Raw genomic sequence first — 22,289 nt, forward strand, 5'->3', positions numbered from 1 at the left:
ATGATCTCCGATGAGCCCCCGGTGAAAGCTTAGTGGGCGATCACAGGGGGCAGCGGGGGTAGCCATTTCATTAGGGCGGGCGATAACCGCCAGCCGGCGCTACCGCAGAAACGGCTATGTAGACGATCAAAGAGCAGGCCACCTCCGCGAAAAAACCATACAGAGTCCGATAACCGCCCAATAAAAAATGCCCCGATCTCTCGACCAGGGCATTTTGTGTAGCTCAGCTTATATATAGAAACTCAAAGCCTTAGTGCGAAACCGCCCCACTCGCCCCCAACCCGGTCTGCGAACGGACAAACTGCGGGAAGAACAGCGCCCGCTCGTTCACACCTTCGGCAGACTTGTCAGTGACCGAGAAGAACCAGATCCCGACAAACGCAATGGCCATGGAGAACAACGCCGGGTATTCATACGGGAAGATCGCCTTCTCGTGACCCAGGATCTGCACCCAGATGGTTGGCCCCAGCACCATCAAGCCAACAGCACTGACCAGACCCAGCCAGCCGCCGACCATCGCACCACGAGTCGTCAGCTTCTTCCAGTACATGGAAAGCAGCAGTACCGGGAAGTTGCAGCTCGCCGCGATGGAGAACGCCAGGCCCACCATGAACGCGATGTTCTGCTTCTCGAACAGTATGCCCAGACCGATCGCCAGCACCGCCAGAGCGATGGTGGTGATTTTCGAGACGCGGATCTCGTCCTTCTCGTTGGCCTTGCCCTTCTTGATCACACTGGCGTACAGGTCATGGGATACCGCCGAAGCACCGGCCAGGGTCAGACCCGCCACCACCGCCAGGATGGTTGCGAACGCCACCGCCGAGATGAAGCCCAGGAATACACTGCCACCCACCGCGTTGGCCAAGTGCACCGCCGCCATGTTGTTGCCGCCCATCAGCGCGCCAGCCGCATCTTTAAAGGCCGGGTTAGTGCTGACCAGCAGGATCGCGCCGAAGCCGATGATGAAGGTCAGGATGTAGAAGTAACCAATGAAGCCGGTTGCATACAACACGCTCTTGCGAGCTTCCTTCGCGTCGCTCACGGTGAAGAAGCGCATCAGGATGTGCGGCAGACCAGCGGTACCGAACATCAGCGCCAGGCCGAGGGAGAACGCCGAGATCGGATCCTTCACCAGGCCGCCCGGGCTCATGATCGCTTCACCTTTAGGGTGAACCTTGATCGCCTCGGAGAACAGCGCGTTGAAGTCGAAGTTGACGTGCTTCATCACCATCAGCGCCATGAACGAGGCACCGGACAGCAACAGCACCGCCTTGATGATCTGTACCCAGGTGGTCGCCAGCATGCCGCCGAACAGCACGTACATGCACATCAGGATACCGACCAGGATCACCGCAACGTGATAGTCGAGACCGAACAACAGCTGAATCAGCTTGCCAGCACCGACCATTTGCGCGATCAGGTAGAACGCCACCACCACCAGCGAACCGCAGGCCGACAGCGAGCGGATCTGGGTTTGCCCGAGGCGGTAGGACGCCACGTCGGCAAAGGTGTATTTGCCCAGGTTCCGCAGGCGCTCGGCGATCAGGAACAGAATGATCGGCCAGCCCACCAGAAAGCCGATCGAGTAGATCAGGCCATCGTAGCCGGAGGTGAACACCAGGGCGGAAATACCCAGGAAGGACGCCGCGGACATGTAGTCACCGGCGATTGCCAAGCCGTTCTGAAAACCGGTGATCTTGCCGCCCGCCGCATAGTAGTCGGCCGCCGAGTTGTTACGCTTGGATGCCCAATAAGTGATGCACAGGGTTGCACCCACAAATGCCACGAACATCAGGATCGCGGAAACGTTGAGGGGTTGTTTCTGAACCGCACCCGTCAAGGCTTCAGCCGCCCAGACACCAGGTGCAAAGGCTGCGATGCTCAATAGAGCCATTAGACGCCGGATCATTGCTGAGCCTCCTTGAGAATCGCATTGTTCAAGTCGTCGAATTCGCCGTTGGCGCGTCGCACGTAGATGCCCGTCAGGACAAAGGCCGAAACGATCAGCCCGACACCGATCGGAATGCCCCAGGTAATTGAGGACTCGGGGCTGATTTTTGCGCCCAGGATATGCGGCCCGTAAGCAATCAAAAGGATGAATCCGGAGTACAGCCCAAGCATGATCGCTGAAAGAATCCAGGCGAATCGTTCTCTCTTGCTGACCAGCTCCTTGAAGCGCGGGCTGTTTTGAATCGAGAGGTAAATGCTGTCGTTCATTGTTTTTATCCTCGCAGCACAGATTTAGTTGGAACGGTATCCACTCTATGCGGCTGCCGGACAGGTTCCAGACGACCTTAGTATTAGAACGACATGACAGAGTCGCCATTTCTCATGCATGCGTTAAACACCTAAAAAAGCAAAAGGCCCCTTGGCATAAATGCCAAGGGGCCTTGAGAGGTGCTGACTAGACGCTTCAGATCAAATCATTTGACCCAGTCGGCAACGCGATCCGGGTGTTTGGCCACCCAATCCTTCGCTGCGGCTTCAGGCTTGGCACCCTCCTGAATCGCCAACATGACTTCGCCGATTTCGTCTTTCGACGCCCATTGGAAGTTCTTCAGGAACTTCGCGACTTCAGGTGCTTTGGCATCCAGGCCCTTGCTACCGATGCTATTTACGGTTTCAGCCGCACCGTAAACGCCTTTCGGATCTTCCAGGAAGCGCAGTTTCCACTTGGCGAACATCCAGTGCGGCACCCAACCGGTGACGGCAATGGATTCGTTTTTCTTCTCGGCACGGGTCAGCTCGGCAATCATGCCGGCGCCGGAACTGGCCTTGAGTTGATACCCGGTCAGGTCATAGTCCTTGATCGCCTGCTCGGACTTGAGCATCACGCCTGAACCGGCATCGATACCGACGATACGATTTTTGAAGCTGTCGTCGGTTTTCAGATCGGCAATAGACTTGGCCTTGACGTACTCCGGCACGATCAGGCCGATTTTTGCATCCTTGAAGTTCGGGCCGTAATCGACGACCTGATCCTTGTTCTTGGTCCAGTATTCACCGTGAGTCACGGGCAGCCACGCCGACAGCATGGCGTCGAGTTTGCCAGTGGCCACACCTTGCCACATGATCCCGGTGGCAACCGCTTGCAGCTTCACGTCATAACCGAGTTTCTGCCTGATCACTTCCGCGGCCACGTTGGTCGTGGCGACGCTGTCCGACCAGCCATCTACATAACCGATCGTCACTGCCTTGCCTTCAGCACTGGCCATCGTAGAACTGATCGCCAGCACCAAAGCGGCACCTGCGCCCAAGAGTCGTCGCATCTTCATCGTTACTTCCCCGAAAGTGCTGCGCTCGACGGATGCCGAGCCGCTCAACGTATTGTTATGGTGCACAGCGCCCCCATCACGCCTCACCGCAAACTCGTTCAAACATCAGCGGAGTACTGACGCCACGATAATCAACCTGACGCCAACGACGACCTGCTCTGTCAGCGACCTCAAGACATCGAGAAACGACATCAGAACGCCATTAATCGTGCCCTGTGAAAGCATGCGCGCCAACCCCGCCCGAACTTTGCATGACAAAATTATGCAAGCCACCAAGCGCGGGACAAATGCAGGTAACATGCGCGGCTTTGTTCCCAGACGGCCTGACCATGCCCGCGACATCCCGCTTTCCTTTTTTTGCTTATTTATTTGCCTGCCTGCTGGGGCTTTTTGCCCTCGGTGGCTTCTGGTACGGCCTCGGCAAACCGGTGATCCTGCCGGACGTGGCCAGCGCGACGCACAAGCTGCAATGCGCCTCCTACACCCCGTTCGACAAAGACCAATCGCCGTTCGATGTGCCGTTCAAACTGCGCCCCGAGCGCATGGACGCCGACCTCGCACTGCTGGCAACCCGTTTCGAATGCATCCGTACTTATTCCATGACCGGCCTGGAGGCCCTGCCCGACCTGGCACGCAAGCACGGCTTGAAGCTGATGATCGGCGCCTGGGTCAACAGCAACCCGGTGGACACCGCCAAGGAGGTCGACCTGCTGATCGCCTCGGCCAATGCCAACGCCGATGTAGTGACCTCGGTGATCGTAGGTAATGAAACCCTGCTGCGCAAGGAAGTCACCGGCGCACAGTTGGCGACGCTGATTAACAAGGTCAAAAGTCAGGTCAAACAACCGGTGACCTACGCCGACGTCTGGGAATTCTGGCTCAAGCACCCCGAAATCGCTCCGGCGGTGGACTTCCTGACCATTCATTTGCTGCCGTACTGGGAAGACGATCCGTCGAACATCGACGCCGCGCTGCAGCATGTGGCCGAAGTGCGTCAGGTGTTCGGCAACAAATTCGCGCCCAAGGACGTGATGATTGGCGAAACCGGCTGGCCGAGCGAAGGCCGTCAGCGCGAAACCGCCCTGCCGAGCCGGGTCAATGAAGCCAAGTTCATTCGCAGCTTTGTGATCATGGCCGAGCAGCAAGGCTGGCATTACAACCTGATCGAGGCATTCGACCAGCCCTGGAAACGCGCCAGCGAAGGTGCGGTCGGGGGTTACTGGGGATTATTCGACGCCGATCGTCAGGATAAAGGCGTACTCGCCGGACCGGTATCGAACGTGCCGTACTGGTCGCAATGGCTGGCGCTGGGTGGGTTGATCTTCATCGGCACACTGATCCTCGGCGGTCGCGTTCGTAGCACCCGTGCGGCGCTGGTACTGCCGCTGCTCGGCGCGCTGGCGGCCTGTTCGATTGGCGCCTGGGGCGATCTGGCCCGTGTCACCACCCGGTTTGCCAGTGAATGGCTGTGGGTCGCCTTGCTGACGGGGTTGAATCTGCTGGTGCTGGCGCATGCCGCGCTGGCCTTGAGCGCTCGTACCGGCTGGCGTGAACGCGCCTTCAATGCACTGGAGCGTCGCGCCGGCTGGTGGCTGGCAGCGGCAGGTTTTGCCGCGGCGGTGATGATGCTGGAGCTGGTGTTCGACCCGCGTTATCGCAGTTTCCCGAGTGTCGCGTTCATCCTGCCGGCGCTGGTGTACCTGTGCCGTCCGGTGAGTGTGCCACGCCGGGAAATCGCCCTGCTGACCTTCATCATCGGCGCAGGCATTGCGCCGCAGTTGTATCAAGAAGGTTTGCAGAACCAGCAGGCCTGGGGTTGGGCGCTGGTGAGTGTGCTGATGGTGGCGGCGTTGTGGCGCAGCTTGCGGGCTCGCAAGGGCTGATCTTCAGCGTGCCCGCGAAGGCTGACTATCAGGCACTACGAGAAGCCCGGACCAGCCGCAAAGCAGCAATCACCACCGCAAACACCGCCAACGTGGTGTTGTACAACGCCAGCGCCGGAAACCCGAACACCAGCGCCAGCACCGCCAGCCACCACCCCGCTCGCCCTGGCAGAACAAAACCAATCACGGCGGCAGCCAATGCTACCCAGCCTAGAACCTTGAAATGAATCATCAAGCCGAGATTCGAACGAACCTGGCATTCCCAACGACTGGCCTCATCAACGCAAATGCCAACCCATTGAGCATCCTCCATGAAGCCGTAACGCGCGCCATAACTGGCGGCCAGCCATAACGGCAGAAGAACGAGCAACAGGATCACGGGCAGACGGCGGGACATGAAACACTCCAATAAACGAAATCGGCGGCCAGCTTAATCCCCCGCCCGCGGTAAGCAAGTGACATCAACAGATAACTGTTCATCAAATAGCTGCAAAGTGTATCGTCCAGCTACCGTTGCTCCGAAATCAGGCCTGTTTGGTGCCCATCATGGCACTTTGACGCAAATCCTGTGGTCATAGCCTGCGAACTTCATCCGGCACCTTCCTCTAAGGGATCTAGTCATGCTCCGTTCCTTGCGCTGCGCCGCCCTGTTTGGCGGCTTGATTTTAAGTGCGTCCGCACTGGCGGCCGACATTGATGCCGCCAGTTACGGCTACCCCCTGACCAACCCGTTCGAGGCGACCATCGCCACGACACCGCCGGAGTTACGCCCGGAATTGCCGCTGGATGACGACATCAATCAGGAGGATCGCAGCGTCACGTTGCGCCCCGAGCGTGAATTCAGCCTGCCGGACAACTTCTGGCCGGTAAAGAAACTCACCTACCGCATCGCCACGCAAGATCAAGCGGCACCGTTGATCTTCCTGATCTCCGGCACGGGTGCACGCTATGACAGCACCCTCAACGAGTACCTGAAAAAGCTCTACTACAAGGCCGGCTATCACGTGGTGCAGCTGTCGTCGCCGACCAGCTTCGACTTCATGACCGCCGCTTCGCGTTTCGCCACACCGGGCGTGACCAAGGAGGATGCCGAAGACATGTACCGGGTGATGCAGGCCGTGCGGGCGCAGAACCCGAAGCTGCCGGTCACCGATTATTTCCTGACCGGTTACAGTCTTGGCGCACTGGATGCGGCATTTGTCGCGCACCTGGATGAAACCCGTCGCAGCTTCAATTTCAAGAAAGTCTTGCTGCTCAACCCGCCGGTCAACCTTTACACCTCGGTCACCAACCTGGACAAGCTGGTACAGACAGAGGTGAAAGGCATCAACAACACCACCACTTTCTATGAACTGGTGCTGGACAAACTGACCCGCTACTTCCAGCAGAAGGGCTACATCGACCTCAACGATGCCCTGCTCTACGACTTCCAGCAGTCCAAGCAGCACTTGAGCAACGAACAGATGGCCATGCTGATTGGCACTTCGTTCCGTTTCTCGGCAGCGGACATCGCCTTCACCTCGGACCTGATCAACCGCCGCGGCCTGATCACGCCACCGAAATACCCGATCACCGAAGGCACCACACTTACGCCGTTCCTCAAACGCGCACTGCAATGCGACTTCGACTGCTACCTGACCGAACAGGTCATTCCGATGTGGCGCGCCCGCACCGACGGCGGCAGCCTGCTGCAACTGATCGATCAAGTCAGCCTGTATGCACTCAAGGATTATCTGCACGACAGCCCGAAAATCTCCGTCATGCACAACGCCGACGACGTGATCCTCGGCCCTGGCGACCTGGGGTTTCTGCGCCGGACCTTTGGCGACCGTTTGACTGTTTATCCATTGGGCGGCCATTGCGGCAACCTCAACTATCGCGTCAACAGCGACGCCATGCTGGAGTTTTTCCGTGGCTAAATACCCCCTGCTGATCGCAGCGTTACTCTGTACAGGCGTCGCCAACGCCGACAACAGCAAAGCCAACGCACCTGTGGTGGTCGATGGTGACGGCTTCAAGCAACCACTGAGCAAACTCAAATTCAACCCGGGGCTGGATCAGCGCGAGTTCGAGCGCTCGACGCTCAACGCGTTGAACGTCTACGACCCGCTGGAAGAATGGAACCGCCGCGTCTACCACTTCAACTACCGTTTCGACCAATGGGTGTTCCTGCCCGTGGTCAACGGCTATCGCTACATCACCCCAAGCTTCCTTCGCACCGGCGTCAGCAACTTCTTCAACAACGTCGGCGATGTACCGAACCTGATGAACAGCTTGCTGCAATTCAAAGGTCAGCGTTCGATGGAAACCACCGCACGCCTGTTGCTCAACACCACCATCGGTGTCGCCGGCCTGTGGGACCCGGCCACCGCCATGGGGTTGCCGCGCCAGAGCGAAGACTTCGGTCAGACACTGGGCTTCTACGGCGTACCGGGCGGCGCCTACTTCGTGCTGCCGATCCTCGGCCCCTCAAACCTGCGTGACACTGCAGGCCTGGTGGTGGATTACACCGGCGAATCGGCGATCAACTTCTTGAACGTGGCCGAAGTCAGCTCCAACCATCCGGAAGTCTGGGCACTTCGCGTCATCGACAAGCGCTATCAGAACAGCTTCCGCTACGGCCAGCTGAACACGCCGTTCGAGTATGAAAAAGTGCGTTACGTGTATACCGAGTCGCGTAAGCTGCAGGTCGCCGAGTAATTCCGTCGACAACAAAAAAGGCCATTCGATTTGCGTCGAATGGCCTTTTTTTATGCGCGATGTATCAAACACCATCAACCGAATGTGGGAGCGAGCCTGCTCGCGATAACGGCCTAACAGTCAACATGGATGTCGAAGGTTATGCCCCCATCGCGAGCAGGCTCGCTCCTACAGGTTCAGGCTTTCACCGTTTTCCAAAGCTTGCCGACAGCCATCACGCCCACCAACACCGCCGCACCCGCCACAATCCCGGCCACCGCATTCAGCAACGTCGGCACGATAAACCCGGCCCCACCAGCACCCGCGCTGACACTCTCGATCCAGTGATGAACCACCGGCACGCCGTGGGTCAGAATCCCGCCGCCGACCAAGAACATCGCTGCGGTACCGATCACCGACAGGCTTTTCATCATGTACGGCGCTGCACGCAGAATCCCGCCGCCGATGCTTTTGGCCATTTGACCGGGCTTCTGGGTCAGCCACAGACCGAGGTCATCGAGTTTGACGATGCCGGCCACCAGGCCGTAGACGCCGATGGTCATGACGATGGCGATGCCCGAGAGCACGATCACTTGCTGGGTCAGCGAAGCGGCAGCCACGGTGCCCAAGGTGATGGCGATGATTTCCGCCGAGAGAATGAAGTCGGTACGGATCGCCCCTTTGATCTTGTCCTTCTCGAACGCCACCAGATCGACCGCCGGGTTGGCCACAGCCTCGACCAATTCTGCGTGTTCAGCCTGATCTTCAGCTTTGCTGTGCAGGAACTTGTGAGCGAGTTTCTCGAAGCCTTCAAAGCACAGGTAAGCGCCACCGACCATCAACAACGGCGTGACCAGCCACGGAATGAACGCACTGATGGCCAAGGCCGACGGCACCAGGATCAGCTTGTTGAGGAACGAGCCTTTGGCCACGGCCCACACCACCGGGATTTCCCGCTCGGCACGCACGCCGGAAACCTGCTGGGCATTGAGCGCCAGATCGTCGCCAAGCACGCCGGCGGTCTTCTTCGCGGCCATTTTGGTCATCAACGCCACATCGTCCAGTACGGTGGCGATGTCGTCGATCAGCACCAGCAAACTGCTTCCTGCCATGAATCGGGTTTCCTTCTTGAATGAATGGTGCGCAGCATAGCGCGACCCGAGGCCAGACGGGGCATTCTTGAGCGCCGCGCGAGGCCGGTGCTACCATGCGCAACCGCCAGAACAGGCAAGGAACTCCTTGGTTTATGAGCACCATCCGCGAGCGCAACAAAGAACTGATCCTGCGTGCCGCCAGTGAAGAATTTGCCGACAAGGGCTTCGCTGCGACCAAAACCAGTGACATCGCGGCCAAGGCCGGGCTGCCCAAGCCCAACGTCTACTACTACTTCAAATCCAAGGAAAATCTCTACCGCGAGGTCCTGGAAAGCATCATCGAGCCAATCCTGCAGGCCTCGACGCCGTTCAACGCCGATGGCGTGCCCAGCGAAGTGCTGAGCGGCTACATTCGCTCGAAAATCCGCATCTCCCGTGACCTGCCCTTCGCCTCCAAGGTGTTCGCCAGCGAAATCATGCACGGCGCCCCACACCTTAGCCCCGACCTGGTCGAGCAGCTCAACGGCCAGGCCAGGCACAACATCGACTGCATCCAGACCTGGATCGACCGCGGCCAGATCGCCCCGATCGACCCCAACCACCTGATGTTCAGCATCTGGGCTGCGACCCAGACCTATGCCGATTTTGACTGGCAGATCTCTGCGGTGACTGGCAAAGCCAAGCTGGATGAGGCCGACTATGAAGCGGCGGCGCAGACGATTATCCGGTTGGTGCTTAAGGGGTGTGAGCTGGACTGATAGACCGCGGTGCATTTATCGCCAGCAGGCTAGCTCCCACATTTGATCGATGGCGTAAACAAAATCCCTGTGGGAGCTAGCCTGCTAGCGATGAAGACAACTCGATTTCAGTTCAAACCCAAATGGCATCCCACAGCGGATAGTCGCCAAGCTTTTTCACCAGACCAGCCCGCAATGGATTGGCCACGACATATCGCGCCACAGTCACCAGATCCTCCTCTCGCCGCAGTGCCCGGTCATGAAAGCCTTTCTGCCAAAGAGTGGTCTTGTGACCAGTAAAACGATTTACCGTTTTGGTGCTCATCGACTTGGTCTTCTGCATGAGGTCACCCAATGACCCCTCCTGTAACTCAACCAACCAATGGAAATGATCGGGCATTACAACCCAGGCCAATGAATTTGCGATGCCTTGATGCTGCGCAGTTCTGAACTGATCTACGACCAAACGACCCAGCGCAAAATTTTTGAATATCGGTGTTCGTCCAAACGTATTGGTAGTCAGCAGGTAAATTCGGTTGGTTTCAGCATAGCGACCGCGTCGTAGGCGATGTGAAGCAGGTAAGCCAGACATTCCTTTGCCTCTCCCATGAATTGATCATGAGAAGGCTAGCTCGGCTGACTCGATCGAGATGTACAGACTGTTGGCAGGATGTGTCCGGGAGATAGCAATCGCTAGCAGGCTAGCTCCCACATTGGATCTCTGTGAACACAAAATACGTGTGAACAAACATCCCCTGTGGGAGCAAGCCTGCTCGCGATGGCGACTGTTCAGACGCTGAAGATCAACCAACCACCCCCGCATCCGCCCTCAACCCCTGCGTCTCGATCGCCCTGATCGCGCACTGCTCATCCACATCAGACAAATCACCGCTGATCCCCACCGCCCCCAACACACTCCCATCCTGATCCCGAATCAACACGCCGCCCGGTACCGGGACGACGCTGCCCTGCCCCAGGCTATTCAGCGCGGCGAAGAACGCCGGGCGTTGTTGGGCGTCCTGGGCCAGCAGGCGTGAGCCCTTGCCCAGGGCGATGGCGCCCCAGGCTTTGCCGATGGCGATCTGCGGGCGTAGCAGGCTGGCGCCGTCTTCGCGCTGCAGCGTTATCAAGTGCCCGCCGGCGTCCAGCACGGCAACGGTCAAGGGCGCGGCGGAGATTGCACGGCCTGCGGAGATGGCCTGGTTGGCCAGGTTGACTGCGACGTTCAAGGTTAAAGCGCTCATGGTGCCGTCCTCATTTTGTTATTGGGAAAGCCGTTGGATTGCTTTCTGTTGCGCAATCCGATGCAACAAATAGAACACAATGAATTATTTTTTTGTATACAATAATCATCGAAAAGCGCCACATGCGACGAAAAGCCACAGTCCTTCGGGCTTCCGACGAATGAAACAGCTGCTTGAGAAAATGGATTGACCTGCGCCGTCCGCCGTGAATACACTCTGCGCAAAGCCACTTGTATACAATTACAAAACGTAAGAGGCACAAAACCATGAGCAAAATGAGAGCAATCGAAGCCGCCGTTCTGGTGATGCGCCGTGAAGGGGTTGATACCGCTTTTGGCATCCCGGGCGCCGCGATCAACCCGCTGTACTCCGCCTTGCAGAAGGTCGGTGGCATCGATCACGTCCTCGCTCGCCACGTTGAAGGCGCCTCGCACATGGCCGAGGGCTACACCCGCACCAAGGCTGGCAACATCGGCGTGTGCATCGGCACCTCCGGCCCGGCCGGCACCGACATGGTCACCGGGCTCTACAGCGCCTCGGCCGACTCGATCCCGATCCTGTGCATCACCGGCCAGGCACCGCGGGCGCGGATGCACAAGGAAGACTTCCAGGCCGTCGATATCACCAGCATAGTCAAGCCGGTCACCAAGTGGTCGACCACCGTCATGGAGCCGGGCCAGGTGCCTTACGCGTTCCAGAAAGCCTTCTATGAAATGCGCTCCGGCCGCCCAGGCCCAGTGCTGATCGACCTGCCGTTCGACGTGCAGATGGCTGAAATCGAATTCGACATCGACGCCTATGAACCGCTGCCGCTGGCCAAGCCGACCGCTAATCGCGTACAGATCGAGAAGGCTCTGGCCATGCTCGATCAGGCTGAACGTCCATTGCTGGTCGCCGGTGGCGGCATCATCAATGCCGACGCCAGCGAGTTGCTGGTGGAGTTCGCTGAGCTGACCGGCATTCCAGTGATCCCGACCCTGATGGGCTGGGGCACCATCCCGGACGATCACCCGCTGATGGTTGGCATGGTCGGTCTGCAAACCTCGCACCGTTACGGCAACGCCACGATGCTGAAGTCCGACGTGGTGCTGGGTGTCGGTAACCGTTGGGCCAACCGTCACACCGGTTCGGTCGACGTTTATACCGAAGGCCGCAAGTTCATTCACGTCGACATCGAACCGACCCAGATCGGCCGCGTGTTCACCCCGGACCTGGGCATCGTGTCCGACGCCGCTGCCGCGTTGACCGTGTTCATCGAAGTCGCTCGCGAATGGCAAGCCGCCGGCAAACTGAAAAACCGCAGCGCCTGGCTGCAAGACTGCCAGCAACGCAAAGCCAGCCTGCAGCGCAAGACTCACTTCGACAACGTACCGGTCAAGCCGCAACGCGTTTACGAAGAGATGAACCAGGTGTTCGGTAAGGACACCTGCTACGTCAGCACCATCGGTCTGTCGCAGATTGCCGGCGCGCAGTTCCTGCACGTCTACAAACCGCGTCACTGGATCAACTGCGGCCAGGCCGGTCCTCTGGGTTGGACCATTCCAGCAGCACTCGGCGTGGTCAAGGCTGATCCGACTCGCAAGGTTGTGGCGCTGTCTGGGGACTATGACTTCCAGTTCATGATCGAAGAACTGGCGGTGGGCGCGCAGTTCAAGCTGCCGTACATCCACGTTGTCGTGAACAACTCGTACCTGGGGCTGATCCGTCAGGCTCAGCGCGGTTTCGACATGGACTACTGCGTGCAGTTGTCTTTCGACAACCTCAACGCTCCGGAACTCAACGGTTACGGTGTCGACCACGTCGCTGTCGCCGAAGGCCTGGGTTGCAAGGCGTTGCGGGTGTTCGAACCGGCTCAGATCCAGCCTGCCCTGCGCAAGGCTCAGGAACTGATCGAGGAGTTCAAAGTGCCGGTGATCGTCGAAATCATTCTGGAGCGCGTGACCAACATTTCCATGGGCACCGAGATCAACGCCGTCAACGAATTCGAAGACCTGGCGCTGGTCGGCAACGATGCGCCAACGGCGATTTCGTTGCTCGATTGATGATCGTTCCCACGCTCTGCGTGGGAATGCAGCCCGGGACGCTCCGCGTCCCAACAGCGGACGCAGAGCGTCCAATGAGGCATTCCCACGCAGAGCGTGGGAACGATAACTTTAAACGGGAGACCACCATGCCGCGTTTCGCAGCCAACCTGTCCATGCTGTTCACCGAGCAGGATTTTCTTGCCCGTTTCGACGCTGCCGCCAAGGCCGGCTTCAGTGGTGTCGAATACCTGTTCCCCTACGATTTCAGCTCCGCCGAAATCAAGGCCAGGCTCGATGCCAATGGCTTGACCCAGGTGCTGTTCAACCTGCCGGCCGGTGACTGGGCCAAGGGCGAGCGCGGTATCGCGTGCCTACCGGATCGGGTCGAAGAATTCCGCGCCGGTGTCGATCTGGCCATCGCTTACGCCAACGTGCTGGGCAACACCCAGATCAACTGCCTGGCCGGTATTCGTCCGCAAGGTGTCGACGATGCCACCGTGGAAAAGACCTTCGTCGCCAACCTCAAATACGCGGCCGACAAGCTGCAAGCGGCGGGCATCAAACTGGTGATGGAAGCGATCAACACCCGTGACATCCCAGGCTTCTACCTGAACAACACGGCGCAAGCCCTGTCGATTCGCGAGCAAGTCGGCAGCGCCAACCTGTTCCTGCAATACGACATTTATCACATGCAAATCATGGAGGGCGACCTGGCCCGAACCATGGCTGCGCACTTGGGCGAGATCAACCACATCCAGTTGGCCGACAACCCAGGGCGCAACGAACCGGGCACCGGTGAAATCAACTACCGCTTCCTGTTCGAACACCTGGACCGCATCGGTTATCAAGGCTGGGTTGGCTGCGAATACAAGCCGCTGACCACCACCGAAGCGGGCTTGGGCTGGTTGAAAACCCATAACGCGATTTGATCTGACACCGCGCCATCGTTCTTCGCGGGCAAGCCTCGCTCCTACGGGGGGCCAGGGTTGTCTGTAGGAGCGAGGCTTGCCCGCGAAGGCGTCCTCGCTGCCATCCCACGAATTTTGCGAACAGAGCAATAAAAACAAGAGGATTTTCTCATGGCTAAAATCGGATTTATCGGCACCGGCATCATGGGCCACCCAATGGCGTTGAACCTGCAGAAAGCCGGTCACAGCCTGTTCCTGTCGGCGCACCACGACCCCGCGCCTGCCGACCTGGTGGCCGCTGGTGCCGTCGCCCTGGCGAACCCGAAAGAAGTGGCCCAGGAAGCTGAATTCATCATCGTCATGGTCCCGGATACCCCGCAGGTCGATGACGTGCTGTTCCGCGCCGATGGCGTTGCGGCTGGCGTGAGCAAGGGCAAAGTCGTGATCGACATGAGCTCGATCTCGCCGACTGCCACTAAAGCCTTCGCAGCCAAAATCAACGAGAAAGGCGCGCAGTACCTCGACGCCCCGGTTTCCGGCGGCGAAGTCGGCGCCAAGGCTGCGACCCTGAGCATCATGGTCGGCGGCGATGCCGATGCCTTCGAACGCGCCCTGCCGCTGTTCCAGGCCATGGGCAAGAACATCACTCTGGTGGGCGGTAATGGCGACGGTCAAACCGCGAAAGTGGCTAACCAGATCATCGTTGCGCTGAACATCCAGGCCGTCGCCGAAGCCTTGCTGTTCGCCTCGAAAAACGGTGCCGATCCGGCCAAGGTGCGTGAAGCGCTGATGGGCGGTTTCGCATCGTCGAAGATCCTTGAAGTCCACGGCGAACGCATGATCAAGGGCACCTTCGACCCGGGCTTCCGCATCAGCCTGCACCAGAAGGACCTGAACCTGGCCCTGGCCGGCGCTCGCGAATTGGGCATCAACCTGCCGAACACCGCCAATACCCAGCAAGTGTTCAGCACCTGCGCGGCCATCGGTGGCAGCAACTGGGACCACTCGGCGCTGATCAAAGGCCTGGAACACATGGCGAATTTCTCGATTCGCGATAAATAACACCGATCTGAAACTGGCTAGGTTCCTGTGGGAGCTGGCTTGCCTGCGATGGCATCGACTCGGTCTACCTGAAAGACCGCGTCGCCTGAATCGCAGGCAAGCCAGCTCCCACAGGACCGCGTCGCAACACCTGCTGTCGTCTTTCCCCAATAACAAGAATTCCGGGAGCCCGCCATGTCGGTCGATCCGCAACAATTGCTGCGCGAGCTGTTTGCCACAGCCATCGACGCGGCCCATCCGCAGCACGTCCTCGAAGCCCATTTGCCCAAAGATCGCAGCGGTCGGGTGATCGTCATCGGCGCCGGTAAAGCCGCAGCGGCCATGGCCCAAGTGGTCGAGCGCTGCTGGCAGGGCGAAGTGTCCGGCCTGGTGGTGACCCGTTACGGCCACGGCGCCCCGTGCGAAAAAATCGAAGTGGTCGAAGCCGCACACCCGGTGCCGGATGCGGCTGGTTTGGCTGTCGCAAAGCGGGTGCTGGAACTGGTCAGCGACCTGAGCGAAGACGACCGCGTGATCTTCCTGCTCTCGGGCGGTGGCTCTGCCCTCCTCGCCTTGCCCGCCGCCGGCATCACCCTCGCCGACAAACAGTCGATCAACAAAGCCCTGCTCAAATCCGGCGCGACCATCGGCGAGATGAATTGCGTGCGCAAGCACCTCTCGGCAATCAAGGGCGGTCGTCTGGGCAAAGCTTGCTGGCCGGCCACGGTTTATACCTATGCGATTTCCGATGTACCGGGCGATCTCGCCACGGTCATCGCGTCCGGCCCCACCGTGGCCGACCCGAGCACCTCGGCCGAAGCGCTGGCGATCCTCAAACGTTACGACATCGAAGTTCCGGCCTCGGTGCGCACCTGGTTGCAAAGCCCGGAATCGGAAACGGTCAAACCCGGCGATCCGAGCCTGGCCCGCAGTCATTTCCAGTTGATCGCACGCCCACAGCAATCGCTGGAAGCGGCTGCGGTGAAAGCCCGTCAGGCCGGTTTCAGTCCGTTGATTCTCGGCGACCTGGAAGGTGAATCCCGGGACGTGGCGAAGGTCCATGCCGGCATTGCGCGGCAGATCGTCCAGCACGGCCAGCCGCTGGCAGCGCCGTGCGTGATTCTGTCCGGCGGCGAAACCACTGTCACCGTGCGCGGCAATGGCCGTGGCGGGCGCAACGCCGAATTCCTGCTGAGCCTGACCGACAGCCTCAAAGGCTTGCCCGGCGTCTACGCACTGGCCGGCGACACCGACGGCATCGACGGCTCCGAAGACAACGCCGGCGCCATCATGACCCCAGACAGTTACGCCCGCGCTGCCGCCCTCGGCCTCGCTGCCTGCGATGAACTGGACAACAACAATGGCTACGGCTATTTCGCCGCGCTGGATGCGCTGATCGTCACCGAACCGACCCGCACCAACGTCAACGACTTCCGCGCCATCCTGATTCTCGAGAGCACTAAACATGACGCCTGATAAGAAGGTCAAAATCCTCGCCACCCTTGGCCCGGCCACCAACGGGATCGACGACATCCGTGAGCTGGTGCAGGCCGGGGTCAATATCTTTCGCCTGAACTTCAGCCACGGCGATCACGCCGACCACGCGCAGCGCTATCAGTGGATTCGTGAAGTCGAGCGCCAGCTGAATTACCCGCTGGGGATTCTGATGGATCTGCAAGGCCCGAAATTGCGAGTCGGCAAATTCGCCCAAGGCAAAGTGCAGCTGCATCGCGGCCAGGCCTTGCGTCTGGACCTCGACCCGACGCCGGGTGATGAGCGCCGGATCAACTTGCCTCACCCGGAAATCATCGCCGCGCTTACGCCTGGCATGGACCTGCTACTGGACGACGGCAAACTGCGCCTACGGGTGGTGACCAAGTACGCCGACGCCATCGACACCACGGTGCTCAACGGCGGCGAGCTGTCGGACCGCAAAGGCGTCAACGTGCCGCAAGCGGTGCTCGACCTGAGCCCGCTGACCGCAAAGGATCGTCGCGATTTGAGCTTCGGTCTGGAGCTGGGGGTGGACTGGGTCGCGCTGTCGTTCGTGCAACGTCCGGAAGACATTCTCGAAGCCCGCGCACTGATCGGCGACAAGGCCTTCCTGATGGCCAAGATCGAGAAGCCATCGGCCGTGACTCAACTGCGGGAAATCGCCGAATTGAGCGATGCGATCATGGTCGCTCGCGGTGACCTGGGCGTGGAAGTGCCGGCCGAAAGCGTGCCGCAGATTCAGAAAAACATCATCAGCACTTGCCGCCAACTCGGTAAACCGGTGGTGGTGGCGACGCAGATGCTGGAGTCGATGCGCTTCTCCCCGGCCCCGACTCGCGCCGAAGTCACTGACGTCGCCAACGCGGTGGCCGAAGGCGCGGACGCGGTGATGCTGTCGGCGGAAACCGCGTCCGGCGAGTATCCGCTGGAAGCGGTGCAGATGATGAGCAAGATCATCCGTCAGGTGGAAAACGGCCCGGACTATCAGGCCCAACTGGACGTGAGCCGACCGAAAGCCGAGGCCACGGTGTCGGACGCGATCAGTTGCGCGATCCGCCGCATCAGCAACGTGCTACCGGTGGCGGTGCTGGTGAATTACAGCGAGTCCGGCACCTCTAGCCTGCGGGCGGCGCGGGAACGGCCAACGGTGCCGATCCTCAACCTGACGCCGAATTTGCAGACCGCTCGCCGATTGACGGTGGCGTGGGGCGTGCATTCGGTGGTCAACGATCGGCTGCGCCAGGTGGACGAAGTGTGCTCGACGGCGTTGGAGATTGCCCAGGCACAGGGGATGGCTCAACGCGGCGATACGTTGTTGATTACTGCGGGAGTGCCGTTCGGGCAGCCGGGGTCGACCAATTCGTTGCGTATCGAAACCCTGATCTAACCCCTACACGATGATCGTTCCCACGCTCTGCGTGGGAATGCAGCCTGGGACGCTCTGCGTCCAAAGAGCAGACGCAGAGCGTCCATTGAGGCATTCCCACGCAGAGCGTGGGAACGATCTGTACTGAACGACCCCCATCATGCCTGCCAACCACTTCAACACCCACTGCCCCGACTGGGCCACTGCCCTGCTCAATGGCTTCAGCCAGATCTTTCTCCAGCGCCATCCGCTGTGCGGTCTGCTGTGTCTGTTGGCGATTCTGTTCAGCGCCCCGGCCCTGCTCGGCGGTGCGTTGCTGGGAGGGGTCGCCGGGTTGCTCACCGCGCAACGTCGCGGTTACACCAAGGCTGATCGTCAGGCCGGACTGTTCAGCTACAACGGTATTCTGCTCGGTCTGCTGCTGAGCCTTTATTTCCCATGGTCAGCGCTGTTGCCACCGCTGATCATTGCCGCTGGGGGGCTGAGCGCGATGCTCACTCAGCAATGGCTCAAGCATTCGCGCGATCTTCATTGCCTGCCCGCCTACACCGCGCCCTTTGTCGGGGTGAGCTGGTTGCTACTGTCGTTTGCCGCTCCCCAGCAACCCGCGCCGCTGATCGAAATGACCACACTCAATTTGCTCGCCGCGTCATTGAAAGGGCTCGGTCAGGTGCTGTTTCTTGGTCATCCGCTGGCTGGAGCTTTGATTGCCACGGGTTTGATGATCGCTGACCGTCGTGCCTTCCTGTGGGCGCTGCTCGGCTCCGCTGCTGGTCTCATCTTCGCCTTGCTGCACCACGACACTTCAAGCGCCTTACAGGGCTTGAGCGGCTACAACGCCGTGCTCGCCGCCCTCGCCTTCAGCCAAAATCGTCGCCAGCCTTGGCTGCCATTGTTGGGAATCCTGCTGGCGGTGTTGCTCACACCGGGGTTCGCCGCACTCGGCCTGGCCACGTTGACTGCCCCCTTCATCCTCGCCTGCTGGCTGATTCGCGCAAGCATTCGGGTGTTGCGTCAGGCCGCCATGGACAGCGCGCCTTGCGCTACCGAGGGGAATCGACCTAGGCTTCGCTGATTCTGGGTTCAGGCGCTTTCCATGGACAGCAATAAAAACTGGCGTGAAGACCTTTACGTCATCATTTTCCAATCCGATACCCCGGCCGGTCGCCGCTTCGACAGCATTCTGTTGTTGATCATCCTGGCGAGCCTGGTGATCGTGGTTCTGGACAGTATCGACAGCGTCCACCAGAACTACGCCGACATACTGGCGTACATCGAATGGGGCTTCACCGTCGTTTTCGCCATCGAATACGGTCTGCGCCTGTACTGCTCGCCCAAGCCGCTGCGCTACGCGTTCAGCTTCTATGGGCTGGTGGATTTGCTGGCGATCGTGCCCGGCATTCTTGCGCTGTATTACAGCGATGCGCAGTACCTGCTGATTATCCGGATCATTCGGATGCTGCGGATTTTCCGCGTACTCAAGCTCAGCCCGTATCTGAAACAAGCCAACTATTTGATGACCGCGTTGCAAGGCAGCAAGCAGAAAATCGTGGTGTTTCTGCTCAGCGTCAGCACCCTGGTGACGGTGTTCGGCACGCTGATGTACGTGATCGAAGGCCCGGAACACGGCTTCACCAGCATCCCAAAAGGCATCTATTGGGCCATCGTCACACTGACCACTGTGGGCTTCGGCGACATCGTGCCCAAGACACCGCTGGGTCAAGTGGTTTCGTCGCTGGTGATGATCACCGGTTACTCGATCATCGCCGTGCCCACAGGGATCTTCACCGCGGAACTGGCCAACGCCATGCGCGGCGAACACCTGCAACACGATTGCCCGACCTGCCAGAAAAACAGTCACGAACACGGCGCAGCATTTTGCTCGCGTTGCGGCAATGCGCTGTTCAAAAAACTGGAATAAGCAAAGTGCTTTTTAATCTTTAAAGGACTATGCGAGCCCGGCTATAGTCGCCGGCAAATTGCCAACACTTTCCATAGAACATGTTTGATAAAACAAGGAATGCGCAGTGAAAAAACTCTTTGGCGCCTCACTTCTGGCCGCGGGCCTGGCCTTGGGCAGCGTGGCACAGGCTGCACCGACCCTGCTTAACGTTTCCTACGACGTGATGCGAGATTTCTACAAGGACTACAACGCTACCTTCCAGAAACACTGGCAAGCCGAGCACAACGAAAACATCACACTGCAAATGTCCTTCGGCGGTTCCAGCAAGCAGGCGCGCTCAGTGATCGATGGCCTGCCGGCTGACGTCATCACCATGAACATGGCCACCGACATCAACGCCTTGGCGGACAACGGCAAACTGGTCCCGGACAACTGGGTCACGCGCCTGCCAAACAACAGCGCGCCATTCACCTCGGCCACCGTGTTCATCGTGCGCAAAGGCAACCCGAAAGCATTGAAAGACTGGCCAGATCTGCTCAAGGACGGCGTGCAAGTGATCGTCCCCAACCCGAAAACCTCGGGCAACGGCCGCTATACCTACCTCTCGGCGTGGGGTTATGTGCTGAAAAACGGCGGTGACGAGAACAAGGCCAAAGCCTTCGTCGGCAAACTGTTCAAGCAAGCGCCAGTGCTGGATACCGGTGGCCGTGCAGCGACTACAACGTTCATGACCAACCAGATCGGCGACGTGCTGGTGACCTTCGAAAACGAAGCGGAAATGATTGCGCGTGAATTTGGTCGTGATCAGTTTGAAGTGATTTACCCAAGTGTTTCCGCTGAAGCGGAACCTCCGGTGTCCGTGGTCGACAAAGTGGTCGAGAAAAAAGGCACTCGCGCTGCTGCCGAGGAATATTTGAAGTACCTGTGGTCGCCGGAAGGTCAAGAGATTGCGGCGGCCAACTACCTGCGTCCGCGCGATCCGGCGGTATTGGCCAAGTACACTGATCGCTTCCCGAAAGTGGATTTCCTCTCGGTGGAGAAAACCTTTGGTGACTGGCGCACTGTGCAGAAGACCCACTTCAATGATGGTGGGGTTTTTGATCAGATTTACAGCGGGCAGTAATTCCTGAGGCCAATGAAAAGGCGACCTATGAAGGTCGCCTTTTTTTGTGGGAGCTTGAAGACCCAATGAACGGCCTCTCTCAATCATTCTTCAGAGGCATGATTACTATCACCCTGTTCCCTCTTCCGCCGCTCTAGCCAGCCGATTAGCCTCTGCGCATTCCTTCTTGTTCAACGAGACCCTTTATGAATCCAGCGACTCTGGTGCCCCTCGGTACCGCGACAATGACCCGAGGCATGGTGCTGCTCTTTGCCTTCTGTTGCGGCGCCATCGTGGCCAACATCTACTACGCCCAGCCGATCATCGGCCTGATCGCGCCGGACATCGGCCTGACCGACACCATGGCCAGCCTGATCGTTTCGCTGACACAGATTGGTTATGCGTTGGGTCTGTTCTTCCTGGTGCCGTTGGGTGATCTGCTGGAAAACCGCCGCTTGATGATTATTACCACCGTGGTGGCGATTGCCAGTTTGCTGGGCGCGGCGTTCACCGATCAGCCGAACGTGTTTCTGCTCATCTCGTTGCTGGTGGGGTTCAGTTCGGTGTCGGTACAGATCCTGATTCCACTGGCCGCCCACCTGGCGCCGGAAGAATCGCGCGGCCGCGTGGTCGGCGGCATCATGGGAGGTTTGCTGCTGGGGATTCTGCTGGCTCGACCGGTATCCAGCGTAATAGCCGACCACTTCGGCTGGCGTGCGATGTTCATCATCGCCGCGGTATTGATGGCGGCCATCAGCATTGTGCTGGCCCTGACCATTCCCAAGCGCCAGCCTGATCACAGCGCTTCTTATGGCCAGTTGTTGGGTTCGCTCTGGACGCTGTTGCGTCAACAGCCGGTATTGCGTCAGCGCGCGTTTTACCAAGCCTGCATGTTCGCCACATTCAGCCTGTTCTGGACTGCAGTACCACTGGAGCTGTCGCGCAATCATGGCTTGTCGCAAACCCAGATCGCGATCTTCGCCCTGGTCGGCGCCATCGGCGCGATTGCTGCACCCATCGCCGGTCGACTGGCCGATGCTGGCCATACCCGCATCGCCTCGCTGCTGGCCCTGCTATTCGCCAGCTTGAGTTTCCTGCCCGCCTTCATCCACCCGGTCTACAGCGTTATCGGCCTGGCCGTGACGGGGGTGGTACTGGATTTCTGCGTGCAAATGAACATGGTCCTCGGCCAACGAGCGGTCTACACCCTCGACGCTAAAAGCCGCGGCCGTCTGAATGCGCTGTACATGACCAGCATCTTCATCGGCGGCGCGTTTGGTTCTTCGGTGGCCAGCGCGGTGTATGAGCATGGCGGCTGGCTGTGGATCGTGATTGTGGGTAGTGCGTTTCCACTGTTGGCGTTATTGCGGTTTTTGAGTGTTTCGCAAAGGCGTTCGTTGGCAACGGCTTAGGACGCTAAAAGCTTCGCGGGCAAGCCTCGCTCCTACAGGTCTTACGCTAACCCTAATGAAATGGCTACCCCCGCTGCCCCCTGTGATCGCCCACTAAGCTTTCACCGGGGGCTCATCGGAGATCATT

General features: G+C 59.2%; 20 protein-coding genes. 13 read left to right on the forward strand and 7 right to left on the reverse strand.

Annotated elements, in window-relative coordinates; translation table 11 throughout:
• Positions 1-250: 250 nt before the first annotated feature.
• The 3 genes from AC1RQB_RS26135 to AC1RQB_RS26145 all read right to left on the reverse strand — a co-directional run bounded on the left by AC1RQB_RS26135 (position 251) and on the right by AC1RQB_RS26145 (position 3,275).
• Positions 251-1,909, reverse strand: a complete 1,659-nt coding sequence (locus tag AC1RQB_RS26135; RefSeq protein ID WP_008073058.1) for a cation acetate symporter — start codon at positions 1,907-1,909, stop codon at positions 251-253.
• Positions 1,906-2,217 (reverse strand): DUF485 domain-containing protein, encoded by a 312-nt coding sequence (locus tag AC1RQB_RS26140; RefSeq protein ID WP_007939152.1) that lies wholly within the window; start codon positions 2,215-2,217, stop codon positions 1,906-1,908. Before AC1RQB_RS26140 ends, AC1RQB_RS26135 begins: the two co-directional genes overlap by 4 nt.
• A 206-nt stretch (positions 2,218-2,423) precedes the next feature.
• Complete coding sequence (locus tag AC1RQB_RS26145; RefSeq protein WP_007894281.1) at positions 2,424-3,275, reverse strand: glycine betaine ABC transporter substrate-binding protein; 852 nt, start codon at positions 3,273-3,275, stop codon at positions 2,424-2,426.
• 287 nt (positions 3,276-3,562) lie between these two features.
• Between AC1RQB_RS26145 and AC1RQB_RS26150 the strand changes: the two genes are divergently transcribed.
• Positions 3,563-5,158, forward strand: coding sequence for a glycoside hydrolase family 17 protein (locus AC1RQB_RS26150; protein WP_063342944.1), 1,596 nt, complete (start codon positions 3,563-3,565; stop codon positions 5,156-5,158).
• Positions 5,159-5,186: 28 nt separating this feature from the next.
• On the opposite strand, the gene AC1RQB_RS26155 is transcribed toward AC1RQB_RS26150, so the two are convergent.
• A complete protein-coding gene (locus AC1RQB_RS26155; RefSeq protein WP_063342943.1) occupies positions 5,187-5,555 on the reverse strand; it encodes a hypothetical protein in 369 nt (122 codons plus the stop codon).
• Positions 5,556-5,778: 223 nt separating this feature from the next.
• On the opposite strand from AC1RQB_RS26155, the gene AC1RQB_RS26160 reads away from it, so the two are divergent.
• Positions 5,779-7,077: a hypothetical protein gene (locus tag AC1RQB_RS26160; RefSeq protein WP_063342942.1), complete on the forward strand. Its 1,299-nt coding sequence runs from the start codon at positions 5,779-5,781 to the stop codon at positions 7,075-7,077.
• Positions 7,070-7,858: an MlaA family lipoprotein gene (locus tag AC1RQB_RS26165; RefSeq protein WP_063342941.1), complete on the forward strand. Its 789-nt coding sequence runs from the start codon at positions 7,070-7,072 to the stop codon at positions 7,856-7,858. The genes AC1RQB_RS26160 and AC1RQB_RS26165 overlap by 8 nt, the downstream gene beginning before the upstream one ends.
• A 176-nt stretch (positions 7,859-8,034) precedes the next feature.
• On the opposite strand, the gene AC1RQB_RS26170 is transcribed toward AC1RQB_RS26165, so the two are convergent.
• Positions 8,035-8,949 carry a DUF808 domain-containing protein gene (locus AC1RQB_RS26170; protein WP_063342940.1) on the reverse strand — a complete coding sequence of 305 codons (915 nt, stop codon included), beginning with the start codon at positions 8,947-8,949 and terminating at the stop codon, positions 8,035-8,037.
• 134 nt (positions 8,950-9,083) lie between these two features.
• Between AC1RQB_RS26170 and AC1RQB_RS26175 the strand changes: the two genes are divergently transcribed.
• Complete coding sequence (locus AC1RQB_RS26175; protein ID WP_030131738.1) at positions 9,084-9,689, forward strand: TetR/AcrR family transcriptional regulator; 606 nt, start codon at positions 9,084-9,086, stop codon at positions 9,687-9,689.
• A 112-nt stretch (positions 9,690-9,801) separates the two neighbouring features.
• Here AC1RQB_RS26175 and AC1RQB_RS26180 read toward each other — a convergent pair whose 3' ends face one another.
• Positions 9,802-10,260: an REP-associated tyrosine transposase gene (locus tag AC1RQB_RS26180; protein ID WP_063342939.1), complete on the reverse strand. Its 459-nt coding sequence runs from the start codon at positions 10,258-10,260 to the stop codon at positions 9,802-9,804.
• A gap of 211 nt (positions 10,261-10,471) precedes the next feature.
• Positions 10,472-10,912 carry a GlcG/HbpS family heme-binding protein gene (locus AC1RQB_RS26185; RefSeq protein WP_007894264.1) on the reverse strand — a complete coding sequence of 147 codons (441 nt, stop codon included), beginning with the start codon at positions 10,910-10,912 and terminating at the stop codon, positions 10,472-10,474.
• Positions 10,913-11,178: 266 nt separating this feature from the next.
• Between AC1RQB_RS26185 and gcl the strand changes: the two genes are divergently transcribed.
• From gcl to AC1RQB_RS26230, 9 genes are all read left to right on the forward strand, one after another.
• A complete protein-coding gene (gene gcl / locus AC1RQB_RS26190) occupies positions 11,179-12,954 on the forward strand; it encodes a glyoxylate carboligase (RefSeq protein ID WP_007894263.1) in 1,776 nt (591 codons plus the stop codon).
• 128 nt (positions 12,955-13,082) lie between these two features.
• Entirely contained in the window at positions 13,083-13,865 is a 783-nt protein-coding gene (gene hyi, locus AC1RQB_RS26195; protein WP_008073039.1) for a hydroxypyruvate isomerase, read from the forward strand.
• 150 nt (positions 13,866-14,015) lie between these two features.
• Positions 14,016-14,906 carry a 2-hydroxy-3-oxopropionate reductase gene (locus tag AC1RQB_RS26200; RefSeq protein ID WP_008073038.1) on the forward strand — a complete coding sequence of 297 codons (891 nt, stop codon included), beginning with the start codon at positions 14,016-14,018 and terminating at the stop codon, positions 14,904-14,906.
• 174 nt (positions 14,907-15,080) lie between these two features.
• On the forward strand, positions 15,081-16,361 hold the full coding sequence (locus AC1RQB_RS26205; protein ID WP_063342938.1) for a glycerate kinase type-2 family protein: 1,281 nt from the start codon (positions 15,081-15,083) through the stop codon (positions 16,359-16,361).
• Positions 16,351-17,766, forward strand: coding sequence for a pyruvate kinase (gene pyk, locus AC1RQB_RS26210; protein ID WP_063342937.1), 1,416 nt, complete (start codon positions 16,351-16,353; stop codon positions 17,764-17,766). Before AC1RQB_RS26205 ends, pyk begins: the two co-directional genes overlap by 11 nt.
• Before the next feature lie 139 nt (positions 17,767-17,905).
• On the forward strand, positions 17,906-18,820 hold the full coding sequence (locus AC1RQB_RS26215) for an urea transporter (protein WP_063342936.1): 915 nt from the start codon (positions 17,906-17,908) through the stop codon (positions 18,818-18,820).
• Positions 18,821-18,841: 21 nt separating this feature from the next.
• Positions 18,842-19,666, forward strand: a complete 825-nt coding sequence (locus AC1RQB_RS26220) for an ion transporter (RefSeq protein WP_063342935.1) — start codon at positions 18,842-18,844, stop codon at positions 19,664-19,666.
• Positions 19,667-19,772: 106 nt separating this feature from the next.
• Positions 19,773-20,771: a sulfate ABC transporter substrate-binding protein gene (locus AC1RQB_RS26225; protein ID WP_063342934.1), complete on the forward strand. Its 999-nt coding sequence runs from the start codon at positions 19,773-19,775 to the stop codon at positions 20,769-20,771.
• A gap of 185 nt (positions 20,772-20,956) precedes the next feature.
• Positions 20,957-22,162, forward strand: coding sequence for an MFS transporter (locus AC1RQB_RS26230; RefSeq protein WP_063342933.1), 1,206 nt, complete (start codon positions 20,957-20,959; stop codon positions 22,160-22,162).
• The last annotated feature ends 127 nt before the right edge of the window (positions 22,163-22,289 follow it).

It is taken from the genome of Pseudomonas sp. GW822-FHT02E03 (assembly GCF_058802325.1).